The organism is Acetobacterium wieringae, assembly GCF_001766835.1.
In the GTDB taxonomy this organism is placed as follows: Bacteria; Bacillota; Clostridia; order Eubacteriales; family Eubacteriaceae; genus Acetobacterium; species Acetobacterium wieringae.
The window spans coordinates 121,699-142,882 of the sequence record NZ_LKEU01000050.1; the positions used below are offsets into that span (position 1 = coordinate 121,699).

General features: G+C 43.8%; 12 protein-coding genes and 1 pseudogene. 4 read left to right on the top strand and 9 right to left on the bottom strand.

Annotated elements, in window-relative coordinates:
* Nucleotides 1-80 precede the first annotated feature (80 nt).
* The 7 genes from ACWI_RS17905 to ACWI_RS17935 all read right to left on the bottom strand — a co-directional run bounded on the left by ACWI_RS17905 (nt 81) and on the right by ACWI_RS17935 (nt 16,588).
* Complete coding sequence (locus tag ACWI_RS17905; protein WP_084633857.1) at nt 81-5,807, bottom strand: fibronectin type III domain-containing protein; 5,727 nt, start codon at nt 5,805-5,807, stop codon at nt 81-83.
* 172 nt (nt 5,808-5,979) lie between these two features.
* On the bottom strand, nt 5,980-11,148 hold the full coding sequence (locus ACWI_RS17910) for an Ig domain-containing protein (protein ID WP_070372810.1): 5,169 nt from the start codon (nt 11,146-11,148) through the stop codon (nt 5,980-5,982).
* Nucleotides 11,149-11,420: 272 nt separating this feature from the next.
* A complete protein-coding gene (locus tag ACWI_RS17915) occupies nt 11,421-12,041 on the bottom strand; it encodes a VanZ family protein (protein WP_070372811.1) in 621 nt (206 codons plus the stop codon).
* 151 nt (nt 12,042-12,192) lie between these two features.
* A complete protein-coding gene (locus ACWI_RS17920) occupies nt 12,193-13,491 on the bottom strand; it encodes an ATP-binding protein (protein ID WP_070372812.1) in 1,299 nt (432 codons plus the stop codon).
* A 227-nt stretch (nt 13,492-13,718) separates the two neighbouring features.
* Nucleotides 13,719-13,943 (bottom strand): hypothetical protein, encoded by a 225-nt coding sequence (locus ACWI_RS17925; protein WP_070372813.1) that lies wholly within the window; start codon nt 13,941-13,943, stop codon nt 13,719-13,721.
* Nucleotides 13,944-14,245: 302 nt separating this feature from the next.
* Complete coding sequence (locus tag ACWI_RS17930; protein WP_070372814.1) at nt 14,246-14,866, bottom strand: VanZ family protein; 621 nt, start codon at nt 14,864-14,866, stop codon at nt 14,246-14,248.
* A 189-nt stretch (nt 14,867-15,055) separates the two neighbouring features.
* Entirely contained in the window at nt 15,056-16,588 is a 1,533-nt protein-coding gene (locus ACWI_RS17935; protein ID WP_070372815.1) for an IS1182 family transposase, read from the bottom strand.
* A 208-nt stretch (nt 16,589-16,796) separates the two neighbouring features.
* Between ACWI_RS17935 and ACWI_RS17940 the strand changes: the two genes are divergently transcribed.
* Entirely contained in the window at nt 16,797-17,060 is a 264-nt protein-coding gene (locus ACWI_RS17940) for a type II toxin-antitoxin system prevent-host-death family antitoxin (protein WP_070372816.1), read from the top strand.
* Entirely contained in the window at nt 17,057-17,389 is a 333-nt protein-coding gene (locus tag ACWI_RS17945) for a type II toxin-antitoxin system RelE/ParE family toxin (protein WP_070372817.1), read from the top strand. Before ACWI_RS17940 ends, ACWI_RS17945 begins: the two co-directional genes overlap by 4 nt.
* Before the next feature lie 337 nt (nt 17,390-17,726).
* Here the strand turns inward: ACWI_RS17945 and ACWI_RS17950 are convergent, their stop codons facing one another.
* Complete coding sequence (locus tag ACWI_RS17950) at nt 17,727-18,764, bottom strand: nucleotide sugar dehydrogenase (RefSeq protein ID WP_242871652.1); 1,038 nt, start codon at nt 18,762-18,764, stop codon at nt 17,727-17,729.
* A 66-nt stretch (nt 18,765-18,830) separates the two neighbouring features.
* Between ACWI_RS17950 and istA the strand changes: the two genes are divergently transcribed.
* Nucleotides 18,831-20,381, top strand: coding sequence for an IS21 family transposase (gene istA, locus ACWI_RS17955; protein WP_070372818.1), 1,551 nt, complete (start codon nt 18,831-18,833; stop codon nt 20,379-20,381).
* The gene (locus tag ACWI_RS17960; protein WP_070372819.1) at nt 20,378-20,830 is read left to right on the top strand and encodes an ATP-binding protein; all 453 of its coding nucleotides are present in this window, start codon (nt 20,378-20,380) and stop codon (nt 20,828-20,830) included. Before istA ends, ACWI_RS17960 begins: the two co-directional genes overlap by 4 nt.
* Here ACWI_RS17960 and ACWI_RS17965 read toward each other — a convergent pair.
* Nucleotides 20,782-21,051 (bottom strand): annotated as a pseudogene (locus ACWI_RS17965) (ATP-binding protein); the annotation flags it as partial. The gene ACWI_RS17960 and the pseudogene ACWI_RS17965 sit on opposite strands and share 49 nt — an antisense overlap.
* Between the last annotated feature and the right edge of the window lie 133 nt (nt 21,052-21,184).

A 21,184-nucleotide genomic window follows, 5' to 3' on the forward strand; every position in this document is an offset into this window, starting at 1 on the left:
GGGTTCATTCTCCTGCGTTTTTTATAAATTGTACCATTCTTCAATACAATGCACAACACAAAAGAACCGTCCCCTTGTGCTTAATATACGCCAGTGAAGGTGATGGTGTCACCATGCAGGTCCGGCGCTGTAAATGATCCGCTAATTCCCTTAACGATGGCGCCACCACCCTTAAGATCAGCCGATGTTTGGGTACTTAATTTGGTTGTAACGCCGCTAAAGGATGCTGCATCTTTGCCAAAGCTATATGATCCGCTATTGGCTTTTAAAACCATGGCGACTCGGAAGTTTGTCATAAATTTCTCGGTCGTCATATCAGCATCAATATTGGCTTTAATTGCGTTGCTTAAAGCTGTGTTTGTATCACCTGGATCGGCAATAATCTGTTGGTAAATATCGGTTTTTATCCCTTCACCCAATTTCGCTTCTGCCTGCGTTCTCAAGTATTGAGAGAACAGGTAAGACAGAGCATAATTTGGCAGTGAATCACTGTTATTCCAATCCATCACCGAACGCCCGTCAGCAATGGGCGTTGAATTGTTGTAATAACTGATTCGACTTGATTGAACCCCTTCGTAAAGATGTTCAGCGGCCAGTGACAAGGCTTCATTTAACCAGGTCTCCATTTGGCCGCCCTGATCCTTATTACAGTTAAAATTAACCATGTGTTGGAATTCATGTGCCATAGTTGAATAACTATTGGCAAGATTTTTTTCTGTTCCGATCAAAGGATAGGTGTCGACATAAATCATATCCAACTGATTCGAATTGGATCTATCGTATAGATCATTACCATTAAAGTAGCCACCAACGTAACCTCCTGATCCAGCATAACCATCTTTGATATCAAAAACGAGAATGGCGACTTTTGCGTCATTATTCACATCGGGAGCTGCATAGAAATTCGTTATGATCAGGTCATAGATGTTCTGATCAAACTCTGCTGCCAGTGTCTGTGCTTCTTCAGCGGTCAGTGTTGTCCCAGCGGCTTCGTTCTTGTCTACCCATATCTCGGAATGGATGCCAACATAAGCGCATCGTGTTGTGATTGTTTCGTATTGTTGGGTTTGATAATTATACGTGTAAAAATTTCGTTCATCGTTGACATTCGCAAGGGTCATATTTGATTCCATACTTGAGTTGACCAGCGGTTCACCCGGTGCTTGCGTTACCGGTATTTCCGGATTAATCCGGTATGCACCCTGATCCAGACCATCAATAATCTGTGTATCCATTGTGATATTGCTCAGTGCCCCCGTGGATTGGGTTGCTAAACTGAGGGATTCATTTGTGACCACCAGCTTATTTCCAGAATAGCTGTTTCCGGTTAAATCGATATTGGCAATAGCAGTTACTTCTGATGATGCTGGGCTATCGCTATAGCCAGCTGCCACAGCTTTGACCACAAAGTAATAGGTTTTACCCGGAGTAAGACCGGTTGCTTGATAGGACGTCGCTGTTACAGCATTGGCTATTTCTGAATAGTCAACGCCACCACTGGTGGATGATTGATAGACTTTGTAAGATACTGCATCTGCGACCGCATCCCACTGCAATGTTGCTGTTCCATTCCCCGTTGCAACTTGAAGGTTGAGAGGGGCATCCAGGGTTGGTGCCATTGCGATGGAATAAGATGCTAAACTATTATCCTGAGCGGTCACCTTAATTACCATCAATGCAGTTACATCCGTATTTTCCTGATCGGTAACGGCCGGAGCATCCGGTGCATTGGTCGTCATAATCTCACAGATAGCGTTTGGGGATACGGTTAGTCCAGCTTTTAAGGCACTGACTTTAGTACCAACCGGCACGGCGGTAATGTTGCCACCGGATAAGGTTCCCACGCTGGTGGCTGTGATTGCTTTTTCATCACTCAAGGTAGGAGCTTCAGTAATACCTACTCCATTTGTTTGTAACGGTGTTGCATTAAGTCCAGTTTCAGACCCGCCAGTGATTCGACTAATTTTGATTCGTGAGTCATTACTTGGGACGATGACATTGGGTAAAACAATTGTGTCATTGGCTGCCCAATACATCGCGGCACTTACAGAAATGAGATCCGACCGGATAATACTTCCTTCTGCATTTAATATTTGATAAATGTAGGTTTCATTTGTTGTTTTTTCCGCCGGCAATTTAATTTCGACTTTTCCTTCTGCGTTGCGTGTTGCTGTAATCGCCAGTGCTTCGCCGGTCTTCGTAATCGTATAGTTTAAATCCATTGGATTTTCACTTTGCTGGTATCCAGCTTTCGCTTTGCTGATTACTTTCATTTTGTTATAGGTCGTTGTTTCATTTACATAACCGGAAACTACTGACATATAAGCCTGTAAACTCCATTCAGTAAAAAATTGATCAACGATAACCGTTCTCTTATTTTCCCATGTGGATCCGGCATCTTTTGAAAACATGATTTCAAAAGCGCTGATGCCTGCCATGTTTGTTGGAGCATCATATTTTATAAAGGTATCACTTTCGGATACAATGGTAATTTGTGGGTTTGATGCGATACCGACCGCACCCATTGCAATGGTATACTCCGCTTTGCTGTTATCTTGGGCTGTTACCTCAATCTTCATGTCAGGGGTCACGTCCACATTGGCTTGATCGGCCACTACTGAACCACCAGTACCGGTGATGATTTCTACGGTGGCTTCATCTGATACAGTCAAGTCAGCTTTCAAGGCACTGACTTTGGTTCCAACCGGAAGGGCGGTAATGTTGCCACCGGTTAAAGTTCCAACGGTGGTGGCTGTGATCGCTTTTTCACTACTTAATGCTGGTGGTGTATTATTGATTGTGACTCCGGTTGCTTGCATGGGTGTTACACTTAAGCCGGTAGTTGTACACTTGTTGATTTTACAGACTTTGAAAACTGCCCCTTCACTAAGTCCACTAATTGGTTGTGTTGCATGAGACATTGTAATCACGTTATCAGTAATATAGCTGCCTTTAAAAGTAATTGTGCTCGATGCTCCAACACCCGAAGCACCAAAGATCCGAATTGCATAAGTTTCATCATCCAATGCATTTTCCGACAGTGTGATTTCAACATCGTTCGATTCATTTCTAGCAACAGCAATTGCCAATTCAGAGCCTTCCTTTGTTATTGTAAAATCAATCGCAAAGGAGGTTTCATTTTGCTGATAGTCACTGTTTTCAGCAACATTGCTAATTACCTTTACTTTGTTAAACGCTTTTGTTTCATTCAGATTAATCGCCAAAGCGGACATATCAAGTGATAGTGTGCCCTCATTTGCGACTGAAAGCTGGGCTGTATAATCCCAATTTAAACCATTATCGGACGAAAACATAATCTGATAATTCTGAATACCGGTTTTATCGGTGGGCTGATCAAAATATATCGACGATGTTCCGTTTGAGGCTTCAAACCGCGGATTCTTAAGGACATCGACGAGATTTGCTTCATATGCGCCTACCGTCAATGCCAGCGCCTCACTGTCAGTATGGGTTCCGTCATTGTATACCACATAATAAGTGGCTGCTGGCAGATCGGTCGCATGGGCTAAAGTCAGCGTACTGCCACTTAATGTTGCCGATACCCCTGTTGCTGCCGTTGTGCAGTCAGCATTCGAGAATACTTTCCAGGCTCCGACGGAGTGGCTGGAAGTCAGGGTAAAGCCAACACTTGCTTGTGTTTGGGCTGTTTTTGCTACGGTGGTTGTACCCGCTGTTGGCGTTGTTGATTTTACTACCGGTGCCATGGTAATGGTGTACATCGCTATGCTGTTATCCTGGGCGGTTACTTTAATGACCATTGTACCCGTCACGTTAGTATTTTCCTGATCCGTAACGGCCAGTGCCCCTGGGTCACTTGATGCCACAATCTCGCAGGTTGCATCGGGTGACAGGGTCAAACCGTCTTTTAAAGTTTTGACCTTTGTTCCAACTGGTACCGCTGTAATATTACCAGCATCCAGAGTTCCAATGGTTGTGCCGGTGATTACTTTAGCGCTGCTCGACACTGTTGTTTGTGCTGTGTTGACATTGACAGTAATCTGAACTGTGATCGGTATTGTTTGATCCCGATAACCGGTTGGCATTGTCCAAACTGCGGTTAAGGTTTTGGCTCCCGTAGTTGTTCCGTCAAACGTACCGATCCAATTTGTGATAGTTGCCGATGCTGGCGTGGAACCATCTGTTACGGTTACCTGGGTGGGTAATTTACTGCTTGCTTTAAGTGATGCAAGATCTGTTAAATTTTCGTTACTGCTTAAAGTAATGGGTGTTAACGGCGTAAAAGCCGTTATCTCTTTTAGGTTTGTAATCGCACTGGTGGCCACACTGGTTTGTGTTCCAGTATAGCTGCCATTTCCCGTTATTACAACTTTAATAAATTTCGTCGCATCGCCACTCTGTAAAACATAAGTTTTTGAGGTCGCTCCGATAATGGCTTCATATGTTCCGATTGGTGTTGCACTTCTCATCCACTGGTATGTTCCAGTGCCATTTGTTGGATTTGGTGTTGCTGTTAGTGTTGATCCGACATTCTGATCGCCAGTAATTGATACCCCAATGATTGCTGTCGTAGTTGGTGTTCCACCGCCACTACCGCCACCCGGGGTACCCGGTGGGGTAACTGGTGGTTTCTCCGCTGGTGGGGTGATAACTGGTGGTGTTTCTACATCTGGCGCCACATCCTGTTTCACCGGTGCTTTTTCAAAGGTAATGCCATCAGAATTAACTTTAGCCTTTTCAACGGTTCCCTGTCCTTTAACATCTACTTCGGCATCCAATACCAGATTCTCTACTTTTGTATCTGAACCTAAGGTAACTTCACTGCCTTTGGCTGCTTCACCCATATTCATTTGCTTAATGGTGGTATCACCTTGCGTCGATATTTTTACGTCGGGGGCATCCACCTGAACATTCTCAAAGGCACCTTCCAGGATAATGTCTTCGCCACCGGCATCTTCGGAAATCACAACTTCCAGACCAGTCGCATCAGTGGCTACAATTCGAACCTGTCCACTGGATGTTTGTTGGACGGTAATCTTATTGTAATCCCCGCCATTAATATGGATACTGTTTTTCCCACCGCCACGAATGAATGTATCACCATCAACGGTGATATTGTTCAGGGTTACATCCCCTTCACCGACTCCTTCGCCAATGGTCAGATCACCAGTGATGTGCATGTTTTGTAAGGTGACATCCGGGGTATTAATCACGACGTTATTGTGAACAACTTCCTCGCCAGTTTTTGGCCCATAGGTACCAGCTTTGTCATAGGTAACATCTGATTGCTTAACAATCTTGATCTGCAATTCTTCAAGACGGAGTGACGAGCCGGTGGTTCCCAGTTCTTCACCGTTTTTCTTCCATCCCCAGTCGCCATTAACCTGTGGGACATCGCCGACGTTTTGAACATGGCCGCGGTAATAAACATCGTAACCCGGCAGGTTTTCTAAACTGATCCGGATCGATTCGACCCGTTGGGATTTTCCATGGGTGCCAGCAAATGCGCCATTCACTTCAGGTGTCATCCAGCCCTCATTCTGGACATGAACCTGATATTTAATGGCGGCACCTTCTGGCACATCGCCAGTCAGTTCGATCCAAAAACCTTCGACCCGCAAACTTTCCCCCCGAGTCCCTAATGCATCTGGGCCTTTTACCATCGTTCCTACCGGTTGTGGCATATCGCCTTTGTTTTGGACATGGCCCCGATATTGAACCCCAATCGCTTCTGTCTCCAGTGTTGCTGCAGATACCCCAATTGTACTAAACAATAGGATGAGCACACTCATCGCCAGAATCATCACGTTTCTCTTTATACTTTTCATATAGCCTCCCTTTGTATGTCTACATCTTTATCATTTATGTCATTTAAAAAACCGCTGTTTTGGCAACGGTTTTTTAATTTTTTTTACTTCACATGTTTTGATTATTTCGGTGGTGTTTTACCCCCGGTCTGAGAACACAACACCACCGTCCCCTTGTGCACTTTTCACCAAATCACTGTTCCTTGACAATGCGAATTCGTATCGCTTCTATTGGTAAGCTCATTCCCTCAGTTCCCGCCATTGCGTCATCGCGCACCCAGCTTTGCCATCCATGATCTTTTACATAAACCTGATAAATCACAGAGTAGTTTGGCATATTTTCAAGCTTAAGTTTAATCGCTTCGATTGGATTTTTTGTTCCATCTGGATTATCCGTTCCCGCCGTTTCACCATCGCTGACTGGAGCTGACCAACCAAGGACAGTTTGATTATCAGAACCATTATAGGTCTGATAAGTTATTTTGGCGTCTGTAGGTGCATTAGCAAGATTGACTCGGATTGCGTCAAAACTGAAATCCTCCTTGGGGGTTTCAAGCATTGCACGATCAAGTAGCCAACCAGCCTCCGGCGCATCCACAAAACCCTGATATTCTACTTTAACATCCACTTCATTCCAAGAAGGCACTGTTACCACTGCTGTTGCACCTGCAAGGCTCTCAGTTTGCGCAGCCTTTCTGACTACGTATGTGCCCGGGACTGCAACCATTGTTGTTATATCAGTACACGGAACATATGCACTTTCTTCAGCAGTTTCTAGCTTATACTCCATAAGCTCGGTTGTCTCGATGATCATCCCATCCGTATTTTCTGATGTTGTTGGCGCTAAACCTGTCAAACCTACTGGCGCTGGTTGATCTGTTTCCTTCATTACCAACAGCGTTGCACCCCGGTTCAGTTCTGTTATGTCACCATCTGCTTTAACAAGAATGGCCTGTGCATATACTTCAAGATCAGCATTCAGTTTTTGAGGCACAATGCTGATATTAAAACTCCCTAACTGTTTTGCTGCTAATTGAGCTTCTCCTAAGTTTATTCCCAACAATGTTGATAAACGGATTTTATTATCAGCATCCGTAATTTTGCTAGCGTCGATAATATAATCATTTCCAAAAGCATTGACAGTGACTGTTTCCCCCGCAACCAACGAACGGTTCAGATAAATGTACGCATCGGAATAAAACCCATTCAAGCCAGCCTGATCTGCTGTGCTTAAATTTCCCGCATAGGTTACTGTAAATACATTGTCTGCCGCCGACACTGCCAGCGCCTTGGTGTAAGCGGCAACAGCTGTCTCAAATATCAGAGACTTAAGTTCGAGGCTTGTATATTTTCCCATGTAATGAAGCGCGTCATCTTTCACCAGAATGGCCTCAGCAGTTACCCTGAGATCCGATTTGAGGGTATTGTCAGTTACTGTGATATCAAATCCCCCTGTTTGATTTGCCGCCAACTGATTCACTCCCAGCTTAATCTTCAGTAATTCTGATAATCTGATTTGGGTACCATTATTTTCTGTTACCATCGTGCGATCAACAGTCATAGGTGCTCCAAACGCATTGATGGTCACTTTTTCATCTGCAGCCAGTGGCCGGCTCAGATTAATCATTGCATCGGAATAATAACCGTCTAAGGCTAATTTTTCATCCGTTGTCAATTTGTCTAAATAAGTAACGGTAATTTTATTCTCATCTGTTTCCAGGGTAATATTATTCTTATAGGCATCCATAAACAATGGCCAGAAGCCAAACCCGATCCCAGTATTCGCCCGATATACCCAGGTACCATCGCCTTTAACCAATCCATTCCAGGCCGCAACACTAATCGGCGCTTGCAGATTTACCGCTGCAAGGCTTATTTTGATGTCTTCCCCTTGGGCCGCTGCTAACGGCGCTTGATCGGGGCTTATCTTCAGCAATTCGGTCAGCCCAATTTTGTTATCGATCGAACCGGTGAAGGAACTTTTTGTAATATCAGCTTTCGCGCCGTATGCACTCACCTTGATCACTTCACCTGTCTTCAATGGACGATCAAAAGAAATCAGCGTATCGCCGTAAAGTCCAGCCAAGTTTTGGACATCATCAGGAGATAAGCCCCCCTTATGGGTTACTGTAAAACCTTGATTATTATCTGGAAGGATTTCCACCGAGTTTTGATACGCATCAAAACCTGGTGGATTGATTGACATTCCGGTATAGTTATCCAGATACTCAATATCACCATCTTTTACCAGAACTGCCGTCGTTGAGACATTCAGCTGTTTTTCAAGGGTATTTTTGATTACTGCAATCTCAAATGAACCGTTCTGTTTTACTGCCAGATTAGCATCTCCCAACTTAATATCCAACAGTTTTGACAGTCGGTAGCTTCTCATCCCACTGTCTTCTGCGGGTGACGTTTTTGAAATCTCAACATCCTTGGAAAATGCCTTGACTGTAACCGTTTCACCCTCTTCAAGGGCTCGGTCGAGATAAATCATGGCATCGGCATAATAACCTGCCAATTTTGCCTGCACATCAGGCGATAAGCCACCTTTGTAATTCACCAGAAATTTGTTATCATCCGTTGAACTCAATTCAACGCTATCACTATAGGCTTTAAAACTCGGTTGATAAAGGGACAGACTTGCTCCATTATTGAGATAAACATCCTGATCTTTCTGAACAAGAATCGGATTGGCATGGATCTGAATATTACGATTCAAAACGTCAATCGAAAACTCAATGATATCCTCACCAGATTTTGTAGCTGCATTCTGGGTAACGCCTAACAGCTCCAATAGTCTGAATTGGGAGTCTTTTATCATCCCTTTGGTCAGTATTACCTTTTTCTCAGGTTTGTCAGGTAATGAGATGGTAAGGGTTTCTCCCTCTTCAAGTTCACGACTCAAATAAATCATCACATCAGCTTTACAATCACCTAAACCCGTCACTGCCGAATCGGATAAGCCTCCTTCATAATGAACAACGATTTGCGCATTTTCAGCTGAGGTTGAAACTGAGTCCTGATACTCAGCCATCCAGGTTGGGTAAATCGATGTCCCATATGCTTTTTGCGTATTGATTATCTCATCATTTCCCCTAGTCAGAACAGCCTCGGCCCAGATGTAATGAGCTGAGTTTAATTTAAGCTCACTAAGCCCGATCTTTTGAAATTCCGGCTGGTTAACTGCCAGATTATTCGTATCCAAAGCAACTTTCATCAGTTTAGATAAGCGGATCTCAGTTCTGTCTTCATTCTCCATAACGGTACTGCTGGTCAAGGTTGCCTCTGTACCCAACCCAGAAATTTTAATTGATTCGCCAGCTGCCAATGGCTGATCAAGGTGAATCATCGTGTCGGCATAGTAACCATCCAGGCCCTGCTTTTGAACAGCGGTCAGATTTTCCGCATCATAATTGAATAAGAATTCCGAATTCCTGTAATCAACTGTGATTGAATCAGAATAAGCGGCCACCCATAAAGGCCGTAGTTGAATTGCATACGCATTGGTGAAATTCTTAAAATACTCCTCACCATTTTTACTGGTGCAGGGGCAAACCGTGACATAGCGTTCGACTTTTGTACTGACATCTTTGATGGTAATGGTAAGTGTCGATTTCTGATTCTGAACCAGATCACCCTCCACCAATGGACGGCCCAGTAGTTTTGACAACAAAACTTCACCACCAGTTAAGTCCTTACTTGATACTTGTTTGGTCGTCCCATTTACGGTTAATTCGAAAACTTCTCCATCCGCCAGAGGAACGTCTGTCTTTACTACTAAATCTGTATATAATCCACTTAAGAGACTCTGTTGGGCTGTTGTCAACTTATCAGGATAAGTTACCGTAAAAATATTGCCTTCAGCACTCAATTCAGGCGTATAGGAAAACAATGCTTGCATATATGCATTGGCCTGGGCATCGTCTTGAGCAAGCTTAATGCCTTCGGTAACCGCCGCCTGAATCGCTGCTCTAGTCCCAAAACCATTTTTGTCAAGGATGGTCTGAACCACAATGCATTCCCCCAGGTAGTCCAGTTTGTCAAATCCAGTCAGATTCAGGTTGAGCGCATTCTTCCATAATAATTCCAAAACAGCGATATTATTTTTCGCATTATTAAACTCTGCAACCTTCAAATCTTCCGCTGAAGGTCCCGATGGTTCTGATGGTGTTGGATCTGGTTTTGGCGGTGTCGGCGGCGTCACTACCGGGGGTACTTTTACCTCCGGCGCAATCACTTCTTCTTTGGGCTTCTGTTCAAACGTGACATTGTCTGAATTGACATTAGCCTTTTCAATGGTTCCTTCGCCCTTCATCTCAACAGCTGCACCGACATCGATCTGATTCACAACGGTCTTTTTATCCAGCGTAATTTCAGACCCTTTGGCACCTTCAGCGACAACCATTTCCTTAATGGTTGTTTCCCCCTGGGTGGAAATCTTTACATCGGGTGCATCAATCTGAACATTTTCAAAGGCCCCTTCAAGAATAATGTCTTCGCCTTTGGCATCTTCCGAAACAACTACTTCCAAACCAGCGGCGTCGGTTGCCACAATTCGCACCTGGCCACTGGATGTCTGCTGGATGGTAATCTTGTTGTACTCGCCTCCGTTAATGTGGATACTGTTTTTACCACCGCCCCGGACAAAGGTTTCGCCATCAACGGTAATATTGTTTAGGGTCACATCCCCTTCGCCAACACCTTCGCCGATGGTCAGGTTCCCCTTGATGTGAAGATTCTGTAAGACGACATCGGGGGTATTGATAACGACATCGTTTTCAATCACGTCGACACCGGTCTTGGGACCATAGGTGCCGGCTTTATCATAGGTTGTCGAGGTATCCGGCTGCTTGACAAGCTTCACCTGCAGTTCCTCTAAACGCAGGCTCGAACCGGTGGTTCCCAGTTCTTCACCGTTTTTCTTCCAGCCCCAGTCGCCGTCAGCCTGGGGAATATCGCCGACATTCTGGACATGACCGCGATAGTATACGTCGTAGCCCGGCAAATTCTCAAGCCGGATTTTGATCGACTCCACCCGTTGGCTTTTGCCAGCTGTACCGGCAAAGTTTCCGTTTTTGACCGGCGCCATCCACCCTTCGTTTTGAACATGGACTTCATAAACAATGTTGGCTCCCTCCGGCACATTGCCGGTGAGTTCGATCCAGAAGCCTTCAACCCGGAGGCTCTGCCCTCTGGTCCCCAGCGCTTCCGGCCCGGCCACCAAACTTCCCTCCGGTTTTGGCATATTCCCCTGATTCTGGACATGACCCCGGTAGGCCACCCCAATGTCCTCCGGCACTGCTTTGCCTACCACCTCATTAGCAGCCAAAACACTGCTACTGGAAATTATTGATAACATCAACAACAATACCCCAGTAACAACCCTACGCTTAAATTTCTTTTCCATTACTTTTTCACAATTACCCTTTCGCATTTCAAAATATTTGAGTGGTAAGTGAGCTTACATGCCAAGAAAGCTTGATCTTCTATTTCTCAGCGAATTATGTCTTTTTCCTCAAGTAAATTGATTGAATGAATTTTAACATAGTAATGAAATCAAAACAACGTGTGGCATGTTGTGTGCCACGTTTTTTTTTATTTTTTTATTCTGCTTCGGGGGAATCCTTGTGCTTAAACCATTGCGATCATCAAGGCCAGGACCACACCGATCATGGGCAAAAAGTAGCGATGCACTTCCCAGAACTGTTTGCCTTTAAGAAAGAGATAAATGCCATACCCCAGCATCAACCCGATCATGTTGTGGAAAATATCATCCCACTCAAACAGACCGGTTCTGGTAAAAAGCTGCAGACACTCCACTGAAACCGACACGATCAACCCAAACAAAAGCACGGTATTACGTTTTTTTACCTCATCCTCATGTAAAAAGTTTTCATAAGCCCAGGGCACCAATATCCCGACCGGGATAAACATCAGACAATTAAAAAGCACTTCCAGGACGATCCTGAACTCATGGGTTGAAAAAATATGTTGGTACGACCAGAATGGGGTCAGGTTATAGTCCATGTCACCCTTTCCGGTTCTTGATAAAAAGGTATACAGAAAAATCAGATACAGATAAAACCAGACCGCTGTTTTAAAGCATTTTTCCTGGGTTGTCCATTTTTCTTTATTGAGAATCAGCAAAGAAATCAGAATTAAGATCACCAGTACGGTGAACACCATCGTTTTCCGGCTGGAAAACGGTCCGCTTTGCATGAAAAAATTATAATAAACCTGTAACCCACTCATTTATATCTTCTCACCAACCATTACCTGATTCTAAGCCTTTCTCTTCAGCTACCGACGCAACAATTAAACGTTACCCCAATCATCATGAAGAAACTAGAAGTATGATATCCACCGACACAAAAAAACGTCCCCCTGAGTCGCCCTGTGTCACCTAATGAGTTAAACAAAATACGCCATAAAGTGGAATACTTTTAATGTTATTTTCAAAACCAAAATTTTTAGCAGAAACGCGGATGCCATAAGGCGGTTGATATAAAGACATATACAGTTTTAAACTCTTTGCTTTGACATTATCGGCCGATTTTACTTCCAACGGAATGACATTTCCCTGACGATCCTGAAACACAAAATCCAACTCTGCTTTTCCCGGAGAGCTCCAATAATAGGGCACAAAACCATTCGTAACAAGCGCCTGCATCACATAGTTTTCGGTTAAAGCGCCTTTAAACCCATGAAAACTCACCGGGCTATCTAAAATTATATTGGCTTGGATATCAAATTTGGAGCACAGCAGACCAGTATCAGCCATGTACAACTTAAACGAAGTATTATCAGCATAAGCAGATAGGGGCATCTTGCCTTCATGAATGCGAACGCACTTATTAATAATGCCCGCAGCTTTTAACCAGTCCAGCGGAATTTCATAATCATACGCTCTTGCCCCAGATTTAATAACTTTATACTGAAATTTATGGTTCTCTTTTGCCAGCTGTGCAGGAACACTTGCCCAAGCGGCCATAATTTTAGTCGTTTCATGGGGTGTTGCGTACTTGGCCATGTCTGCGATATAGGAATCATTCAGGGTCTTTTGAGCAACCATCACAAAATCAAAGTCCTTTGTCTCAATATATTCCGTCACTGCTCTGGGCATCCCACCAACCACCAAATACATCTTATACAAATCCATTGCCGTTTCATGGATGGATAAAGGCGTAAATGCTTCAAATGATTCACAAATAAGATTCCTGATTTTGTAATTATCCGTTGCCCATAGAAATTCTTCAAAATCAAGGGGATACAACGTGATCATATCCACCTTTCCAACCGGAAAAGAAAATTTTTCCCGATTTAAAGCAACTCCCAGCAAGCTGCCAGCCGCAATAATATGATACTCTGGCGCTTCTTCACAAAAATATTTCAACGCCGTCAGAGCCCGTTCACAAGATTGAATTTCATCAAAAATAATCAGGGTCTCTTCTTTAAAAATTGACTGACCGATCTTTGCCGATAATTCTCTGACGATCCGTTCAGGATTTAAATCCCGCTCAAAAATTGCCGTTATTTCTTTAGAATCCTCCATATTAAAATAAACTGTATTTTGATAATAAGTCTTCCCAAAGGTAAGGGCACTATAGGTTTTTCCCACCTGTCTCGCTCCATTAATAAGCAATGGCATTCTTTTTGAACTTTTTTTCCATCTAATTAAGTAATCATTTATCTTACGTTCCATATAATGTTTTCACCTCTCACTTATTGTATCATATAATTGTTGCAAGACAAGACATTTATTCAATTAGATAAAAAGAGCGTGGTGCCGCTTCTATAATAAGTTCATAAGTTGACTCGCACAGGGGGGCGGTTCTTTTGTGACCTTATATTTAGAATAATTGCAAAGTTGACACAAGAAAAACCGTCCCCTGTGCTTACCATCACCCGAACCGCTTATTGATAGATGCCTTAGTGGGGATTCAGATATTCCGCCTCAGCCATCAGTTCATTAAAGGCTTTTTGCGTCTCCTCTTTTTCTTCCTTATCAATCCAAGAGAGAATGCCAGCATAATCATTTTTGTATTTGTAGTCCTTCATGGCCTTGCCCCGATCCACCCGTATGATCCAGTCTTCCCAGGTATCGGGATACTTATCCTGAAGCTTTAGCAACTCCTCATCGGTCAGGTGCACCATTTGAAATTCGCCGTAGGGCTTCTTTTCTTTTTTATTGTTTGCTTTGTCTTTGTTTAGTTTATATAAGTGACCCGTTTGACCACCCGGATCACTACCCGTTTGATAACCTGTTTCATTACCGGTTTCACGAGCTTACATGCCAAGAAAGCTTGATCTTCTATTTCTCAGCGAATTAAGTCTTTTTCCTCAAGTAAATTGATTGAGTGAATTTTAACATAGTAATGAAATCAAAACAACGTGTGGCATGTTGTGTGCCACGTTTTTTTTTATTTTTTTATTCTGCTTCGGGGGAATCCTTGTGCTTAAACCATTGCGATTATCAAGGCCAGGACCACACCGATCATGGGCAAAAAGTAGCGATGCACTTCCCAGAACTGTTTGCCTTTAAGAAAGAGATAAATGCCATACCCCAGCATCAACCCGATCATGTTGTGGAAAATATCATCCCACTCAAACAGACCGGTTCTGGTAAAAAGCTGCAGACACTCCACTGAAACCGACACGATCAACCCAAACAAAAGCACGGTATTACGTTTTTTTACCTCATCCTCATGTAAAAAGTTTTCATAAGCCCAGGGCACCAATATCCCGACCGGGATAAACATCAGACAATTAAAAAGCACTTCCAGGACGATCCTGAACTCATGGGTTGAAAAAATATGTTGGTACGACCAGAATGGGGTCAGGTTATAGTCCATGTCACCCTTTCCGGTTCTTGATAAAAAGGTATACAGAAAAATCAGATACAGATAAAACCAGATCGCCGTTTTAAAGCATTTTTCCTGGGTTGTCCATTTTTCTTTATTCAGAATCAGCAAAGAAATCAGAATTAAGATCACCAGTACGGTGAACACCATCGTTTTCCGGCTGGAAAACGGTCCGCTTTGCATGAAAAAATTATAATAAACCTGTAACCCACTCATTTATATCTTCTCACCAACCATTACCTGATTCTAAGCCTTTCTCTTCAGCTACCGACGCAACAATTAAACGTTATCCCAATCATCATGAAGAAACTAAAAATATGATATCCACCGACACAAAAGAACCGTCCGGGACCTGTGAAAAAAGCCTCTTTTTTGCTAGTTTCACAAATTTTGAATGAATGATTTTTAAAATGTGTAATTAATTCTAAAACTGACGAATATTTCAAAAAAACAAGAAGATTTAGCGGTCATAATAGCCGCTATTCTCTTTAAATTTACTGCAATGGCTGCCAGCTTTGCCTGCTTGGACATCGCAACCAGACCGTAGCTTTTTGCCCGGCCAAGTCCATGGAATCGCTTGAGCTCAGCATTTTTACCTTCAATGCTGGCTCGCTTTTTATATTTTTCTTTGAACACATCAGTTTTCTGATTTTGTGAGATTTCATAGAATTCTATTGTATTGACCCCAGTATAGAGTATTTTTCGCACTGCTTTTTTGGCACAGTCATCGTGTTTTGGACAACTTCTACAGGTTTCTTTCTCAAAGTAGTACCGATAGCCTTCCTGTATACTACTTTTTGCATCGTTCCGCTTTCGCTTGAAGTACTTCCGGCTGACGGTTTCATTTCCCTGGCTACAGAACCACTGATCCGAATCTTTGTTGTAGGAATATTCACTTTCATCAATACGATAAGCTGAGCTGCTGACTGGAACGTAAGATTGGGCTTCCAGCTCTTCAATCTTCTCAAGAATGGATTTTCTGAAATAGGCTTTGTCTCCGTAAAATTCATTGATTGTTAACCCACTCGAAAGGGTATCATTTAGCAGTTCTTCAATCAGAGTTCCATCCACATAGGCTCCGTTCGCAGTTCGCACGGCTGTGATGATCCGCTGATCGGTAGTCATAATAAACTCAACCTTGTAACCGAAGAAGTTGGCGGTTTTACTTTTTCGACCGACCCGGGCATCCTCATCGATCAGTGATCGGATTCCAGTCTGGTTCATAAATTTAGGCTCATCCAGGATTTCTTTTGCTTTTACAATCAGCTGGTTTGTTTCCGGGGTCTCCGTGGTTGCGTTGCTTTCAGTTGTTTCAATCACCGTTTCCAGGTAGTCTTTCATGACCTGTTTAGCCTGTTTATGATCGCTGATTTCTTTGTAGTTTGGTACTTCCGGTAGATTTTCCAGTTCTTTTTTGGTTTCTTCCTGATAGCTTTTTATGATCTTTCTGGCCAGGTGTTTCATTAACCGTTCTGGTGTTTTTTTGATGGTGTTAGCTTCCACATGGGTGGCATCAATGCTCACGCTGCTATCATTTAGAAGGCCTTTTTCCACACATTGTCGGACGATTTCGATAATGATCTCATCCAGCATCTGTTCGCCCAGTTTCAGTTTTCTGAATTTCGATAGTAGACTTCTCTCGGGCAAGGTATCTTCGGGATTGACGTCCAGAAAATAGAGATAGGTAAGATTAAAACTGGCTTCTGTTATCACTTTTTCGTCGGAAAGATTGTAAATATGCTGAAGAAACAGCAGTTTACACATCAATTCCGGTTCTTTAGCGGGACGTCCAAAATTTTCACAGTAAGTATCTTTCAATAGTTCATTGATAAAGCTGAAATCAACAACTCTTTTTATCTGTTTTAAGATATGATTATCTGGAATTTTATTGTATAATAAGCAATGGAATGATGATTGTTTTGATTTTAATTGAAGCATTACTTTCCCCCTGTTTGGTTTCTTTTGTTCGCACATAAAGTATATCATACAGGGTTATTTTTTTGTTTTAGCTTAATAAAAATGTCATGGTTTTTCGGACTTTTTCACAGGTCCCGAACCGTCCCCTTGTGTCTCGTGTGTCTCGAGGAATTACTTGACCATATAACGAAATACCTGTATAATTTTGTTATATAAGGAGGTGTTTATCATGCCCACAATCAAATCCAGTGCTGAACTACGAAACAATTACAATGAAATCTCAAAATTCTGTCATAATTATTCGGAACCCGTTTTCATTACCAAAAACGGAAAAGGCGATCTTGCCGTAATGAGCATTGAAGCCTACGAGGAAATGAACAGCCGCTTTGAATTATATGGACTAATAAAAGAAGGCATGGATGATATTGCAAATAGCAATACCCGTATCTTCACTGAGGCAATCTCTTCCATCCGGAACAAACGCAACAGATGATCTATGAAGTATACATCACAGCTGCCGCTGAACGAGATATTTTAAGAGCCACAGACCATATCGAATTCGTTCTCAAAAATCCCAAAGCTGCCGATGACCTGCTAGACGAAGCTGAAGCACAGATCAACGCCCTTGCTGAATTTCCTAATAAATTTAAGCTGGTGGATGATCCGGTTTTAGCTTCCTGGGGAATCCATTTTGTCATTGTCAACGGTTACCTTGCTTTTTACGTTATATCAGAAGAAATACACCGGGTTACTGTTGTGCGTTTCTTGTTTCAGAAAAGCAACTGGTCAACCATCCTGGGCCACGGCTTCTCATTACTTTAATAATGGTAGTTAATCAAACCCGGCACATAAGAACCGCCCCTTTGCGGATACAGTGCCGGGCCAAACAAAACCGCACAGCTGGTTTATTTATGAAGCTTTTGTCAGGATCAAATACCGGTTGGATCAATCAGATTTCAATTTTCCATACTGACCTGGGCAGTGAATTTAAAAACAGTTGAGCAATAAAGTTCGTTGTGAGATTAGAGCGAGCATATTTATTCGTGCTATTGTATAGATTTACAGGTACCTTCGTTTTTCGGAGGTTTCAGTTACCTGAGATCCCACCATCCCCTTGATTTCCCCTAGTACTTAACACGAAAGAACCGTCCCCTTGTGTCTAGTCTCGGCTGAACAAATCCCGGGTATACACCTTTTCTGCCACGTCTTCCAGCTCCCCTGATAATCTGTTTGCCACGATCACATCACTGAGTTTTTTAAATGCCCCCAGATCATTGATTACCCTTGAATTAAAAAATTCCTTTTCTTCCAGGGCCGGTTCAAAGACCACAACTTCGATACCCTTGGCTTTGATCCGCTTCATGACCCCCTGGATGGCCGATTGCCGGAAGTTATCAGAATCCATTTTCATTGTCAGACGAAAGATTCCCACTGTTTTTGGTTTGCGATCAATGATCATATCGGCTATATGGTCTTTCCGGGTACGATTGGCATCGACAATGGCTGACATGATATTTTGCGGCACATCGGCATAATTGGCCAGCAGCTGTTTGGTGTCCTTGGGCAAACAATAGCCGCCGTAGCCAAAGGAAGGATTATTGTAATGGTTGCCGATGCGGCTGTCCAGACAAACCCCTTCAATGATCTGTTTAGTGTCCAATTCCCGCATTTCTGCGTAAGAATCAAGCTCATTGAAATATGCCACCCGCAATGCCAGGTAAGTATTGGCAAAAAGTTTGATGGCTTCAGCCTCAGTCGAACCGGTATAGAGAATCGGGATATCGTCTTTAATGGCACCCTCAGCCAGCAGCTTCGCAAAGACAGCCGCCCGTTCACTCTGTTCCCCAACCACAATGCGGGTGGGATAAAGATTATCGTACAGGGCCTTACCCTCTCTGAGAAATTCCGGAGAAAAGATAATATTATCGGTTTCAAACATGGCTTTAACTTTTTCGGTATAACCTACCGGCACCGTCGATTTAATCACCATCACCGCCTCCGGATTGATGGATAATACATTAGCAATCACTGCTTCGACCGACCGGGTATTGAAATAATTTTTATCCGGATCATAATTGGTCGGCGTTGAAATGATGACATATTTGTATATTCCGACAGTGAAATCCCATCTGCACGGACAAACTGTCCCACCATCACGATTGAACTGACCCACCTTAACGAAAGGTGAGCCATTCATATAAATTGATCCTATAATGAAGTTGGCACACAAATGTGTGACTATCATTACAGGAGGTCGATAATCATGGTGAATTATCGAGAAATCCTGAGACTGAACAGTCTCAATTACACCCAGCGGCAGATTGCTGCAAGCGTGCATAGCTCGCGAAACACTATCCGGGAAGTGCTTGAATCCGCAGCCAAAGCAGGCATTGAATGGCCCCTGGACGAAGCGGCAACTAATGAAGTTCTGCTGGCCACCTTCTATCCTGGCCGGCTGACAGCAAACAATCCCCGAAAGGAGGCCGATTACAGCGCTATTCACAAAGAACTGGCGAAGCCGGGAGTGAATCTTTCTCTGCTCTGGAGCGAATACTGTGAAACCTGTTACACCAATGGCAATACGCCCTATATGTATTCGCAGTTCTGTGACAAGTACCGCCATTGGGCCAGAGTGACAAAGGCAACCATGCGGATCCGGCATAAGCCGGGTGATGTGATGCAGGTTGACTGGGCGGGTAATACCATTCCGATTCAGGATCCCTTTACCGGTGATACCACTGAAGCCTATCTGTTTGTGGCGGTTCTTCCCTGCAGTTGCTATGCCTATGCAGAAGCGTGTTCCGATATGACTTCGGGTCAATGGCTTTCCTGTCATGCCAATGCCTACAGCTACTTCGGCGGGGTCACCCGGCTTTTGCTGCCGGATAACCTCAAAACCGGGGTGGTCAAAAATACCCGGTATGAGACCATTCTGAACCGCAGTTATCAGGAACTGGCGGAGTATTATGATACGGCCATCGTACCGGCCCGGGTTTACCACCCCAAGGATAAAAGCCTCGTGGAAGGAACGGTGAAGTATGCTTCCACCTGGATCATTGCGGCACTTCGGAATCGCCGGTTCTTTTCAATCGCCGAAGTCAAAAAAGCGGTCAGCGAAAAGCTCGAAGAGCTGAACCATTTTCCTTTTAAAAAACGGGAAGGCAATCGCCACCGCGCTTATTATGAGGAAGAACATGACTTCATGAAGCCGCTTCCGTTTACTCCCTATGAACCGGCCATCTGGTCCACTGCCAGGGTTCCCCGGGATTATTTGATCTCTGATGGAAAAAACAAGTTTTCGGTGCCGTTTGATCTGATTGGGGAAGATGTCGACATCCGGCTGACGGAGAAAACCGTGGAAGTCTTTTTTCACGGTTCCCGGGTGGCATCCCATCCCCGATCAGCAGCGCAACTGCGGGAGCCGGTTATCCGTTTCGAACACATGCCACTGGCCCACCAGAAATATCTTTCCTATAGTGCCGAAGAATTTCAGGCATGGGCTGGGTCAGTAGGCGAACAAACCAACACCGTAATCAAACTCTTTCTGGCTGCCGGTCGGGAACCGGAACAGGGTTACAAAGCCTGTGCAAGCCTGACAAAGCTGGCCGACCGCTATGGTCATGAACGCCTTGAAAACGCCTGCCAGCGGGTGCTTCTCTACAGCAGTTCACCGACAATTCGCAACATCAGCACCATTTTAAAAAATGGTCAGGATAAAATCAAAACGGGACGTGAACTAAAATCGGAAACTTCCAGCAGTTATGGCATCACCCGTGGGGCTGCCTACTTCCAGAAAGGCGGTGAGCCGGAATGATTAATCAGTCGACCCTTGCTGCATTAAGAGCCATGAAACTGACGGCCATGGCCGATGAACTGGAAGCCCAGTTCACCGATCAGACCACCTACAGCCAGCTTGGCTTTGAAGACCGGCTGGGGCTTCTGGTGGATGCGGAGTGGAACCGCCGGAAGTCCAATAAACTGTTGCGCTTTATCCGGAATGCCCGTTTTGCTGAGCCTGGTGCCACCATTGAAGGGATTGAATACCACGAAGACCGGAAGCTCGACAAAGCCCAGATTCTCCGGTTGGCCTCCTGTCAGTATATCGAAGACGGCCATCACATCATTTTAAAAGGCGCCTCCGGCAATGGCAATTATGTAAAGTCATGCGTTATTGTCAATACCGTTTTAAAACTTCCCAAAATAAACGGTAAAAATTACCCATTAGCATCGTTCGATTCGTTTTCATATAGGCTGACATCATAAAAGCCAGCCTTTTTCTTTTCCCTGATCCGATAGCTGTCACCTTTGATATTGATCGTTGTGGAATGATGCAGCAGCCGATCCAGGATCGCTGTTGCAACGACATTATTTCCGAACACATCACCCCAACTACCGTAGGACTTGTTGGAAGTCAGAATGATTGAGCCTTTTTCATAGCGATTGGAAACAATCTGAAAAAAGTAATGGGCCACTTCATCATCCATGGCCGCATGTTTATTGTAAAATAAAAATGTAGAAAGTTGCAAAGTAAAAATCCATAGTATTGCAAGTTGGAAAATGCACAATATTGCAAAAATCCATTGCGGGCAAAACTCAAGTCAATTATCCTTGTATCTG

Excerpts from the sequence above, each read along its gene's own strand:
- ACWI_RS17905 (WP_084633857.1), bottom strand. The coding sequence starts at position 5,807 with ATGAAAAGTATAAAGAGAAACGTGATGATTCTGGCGATGAGTGTGCTC.
- ACWI_RS17910 (WP_070372810.1), bottom strand. The coding sequence starts at position 11,148 with ATGTTATCAATAATTTCCAGTAGCAGTGTTTTGGCTGCTAATGAGGTG.
- ACWI_RS17915 (WP_070372811.1), bottom strand. The coding sequence starts at position 12,041 with ATGAGTGGGTTACAGGTTTATTATAATTTTTTCATGCAAAGCGGACCG.
- ACWI_RS17920 (WP_070372812.1), bottom strand. The coding sequence starts at position 13,491 with ATGGAACGTAAGATAAATGATTACTTAATTAGATGGAAAAAAAGTTCA.
- ACWI_RS17925 (WP_070372813.1), bottom strand. The coding sequence starts at position 13,943 with ATGGTGCACCTGACCGATGAGGAGTTGCTAAAGCTTCAGGATAAGTAT.
- ACWI_RS17930 (WP_070372814.1), bottom strand. The coding sequence starts at position 14,866 with ATGAGTGGGTTACAGGTTTATTATAATTTTTTCATGCAAAGCGGACCG.
- ACWI_RS17935 (WP_070372815.1), bottom strand. The coding sequence starts at position 16,588 with ATGCTTCAATTAAAATCAAAACAATCATCATTCCATTGCTTATTATAC.
- ACWI_RS17940 (WP_070372816.1), top strand. The coding sequence starts at position 16,797 with ATGCCCACAATCAAATCCAGTGCTGAACTACGAAACAATTACAATGAA.
- ACWI_RS17945 (WP_070372817.1), top strand. The coding sequence starts at position 17,057 with ATGATCTATGAAGTATACATCACAGCTGCCGCTGAACGAGATATTTTA.
- ACWI_RS17950 (WP_242871652.1), bottom strand. The coding sequence starts at position 18,764 with ATGAATGGCTCACCTTTCGTTAAGGTGGGTCAGTTCAATCGTGATGGT.
- istA (WP_070372818.1), top strand. The coding sequence starts at position 18,831 with ATGGTGAATTATCGAGAAATCCTGAGACTGAACAGTCTCAATTACACC.
- ACWI_RS17960 (WP_070372819.1), top strand. The coding sequence starts at position 20,378 with ATGATTAATCAGTCGACCCTTGCTGCATTAAGAGCCATGAAACTGACG.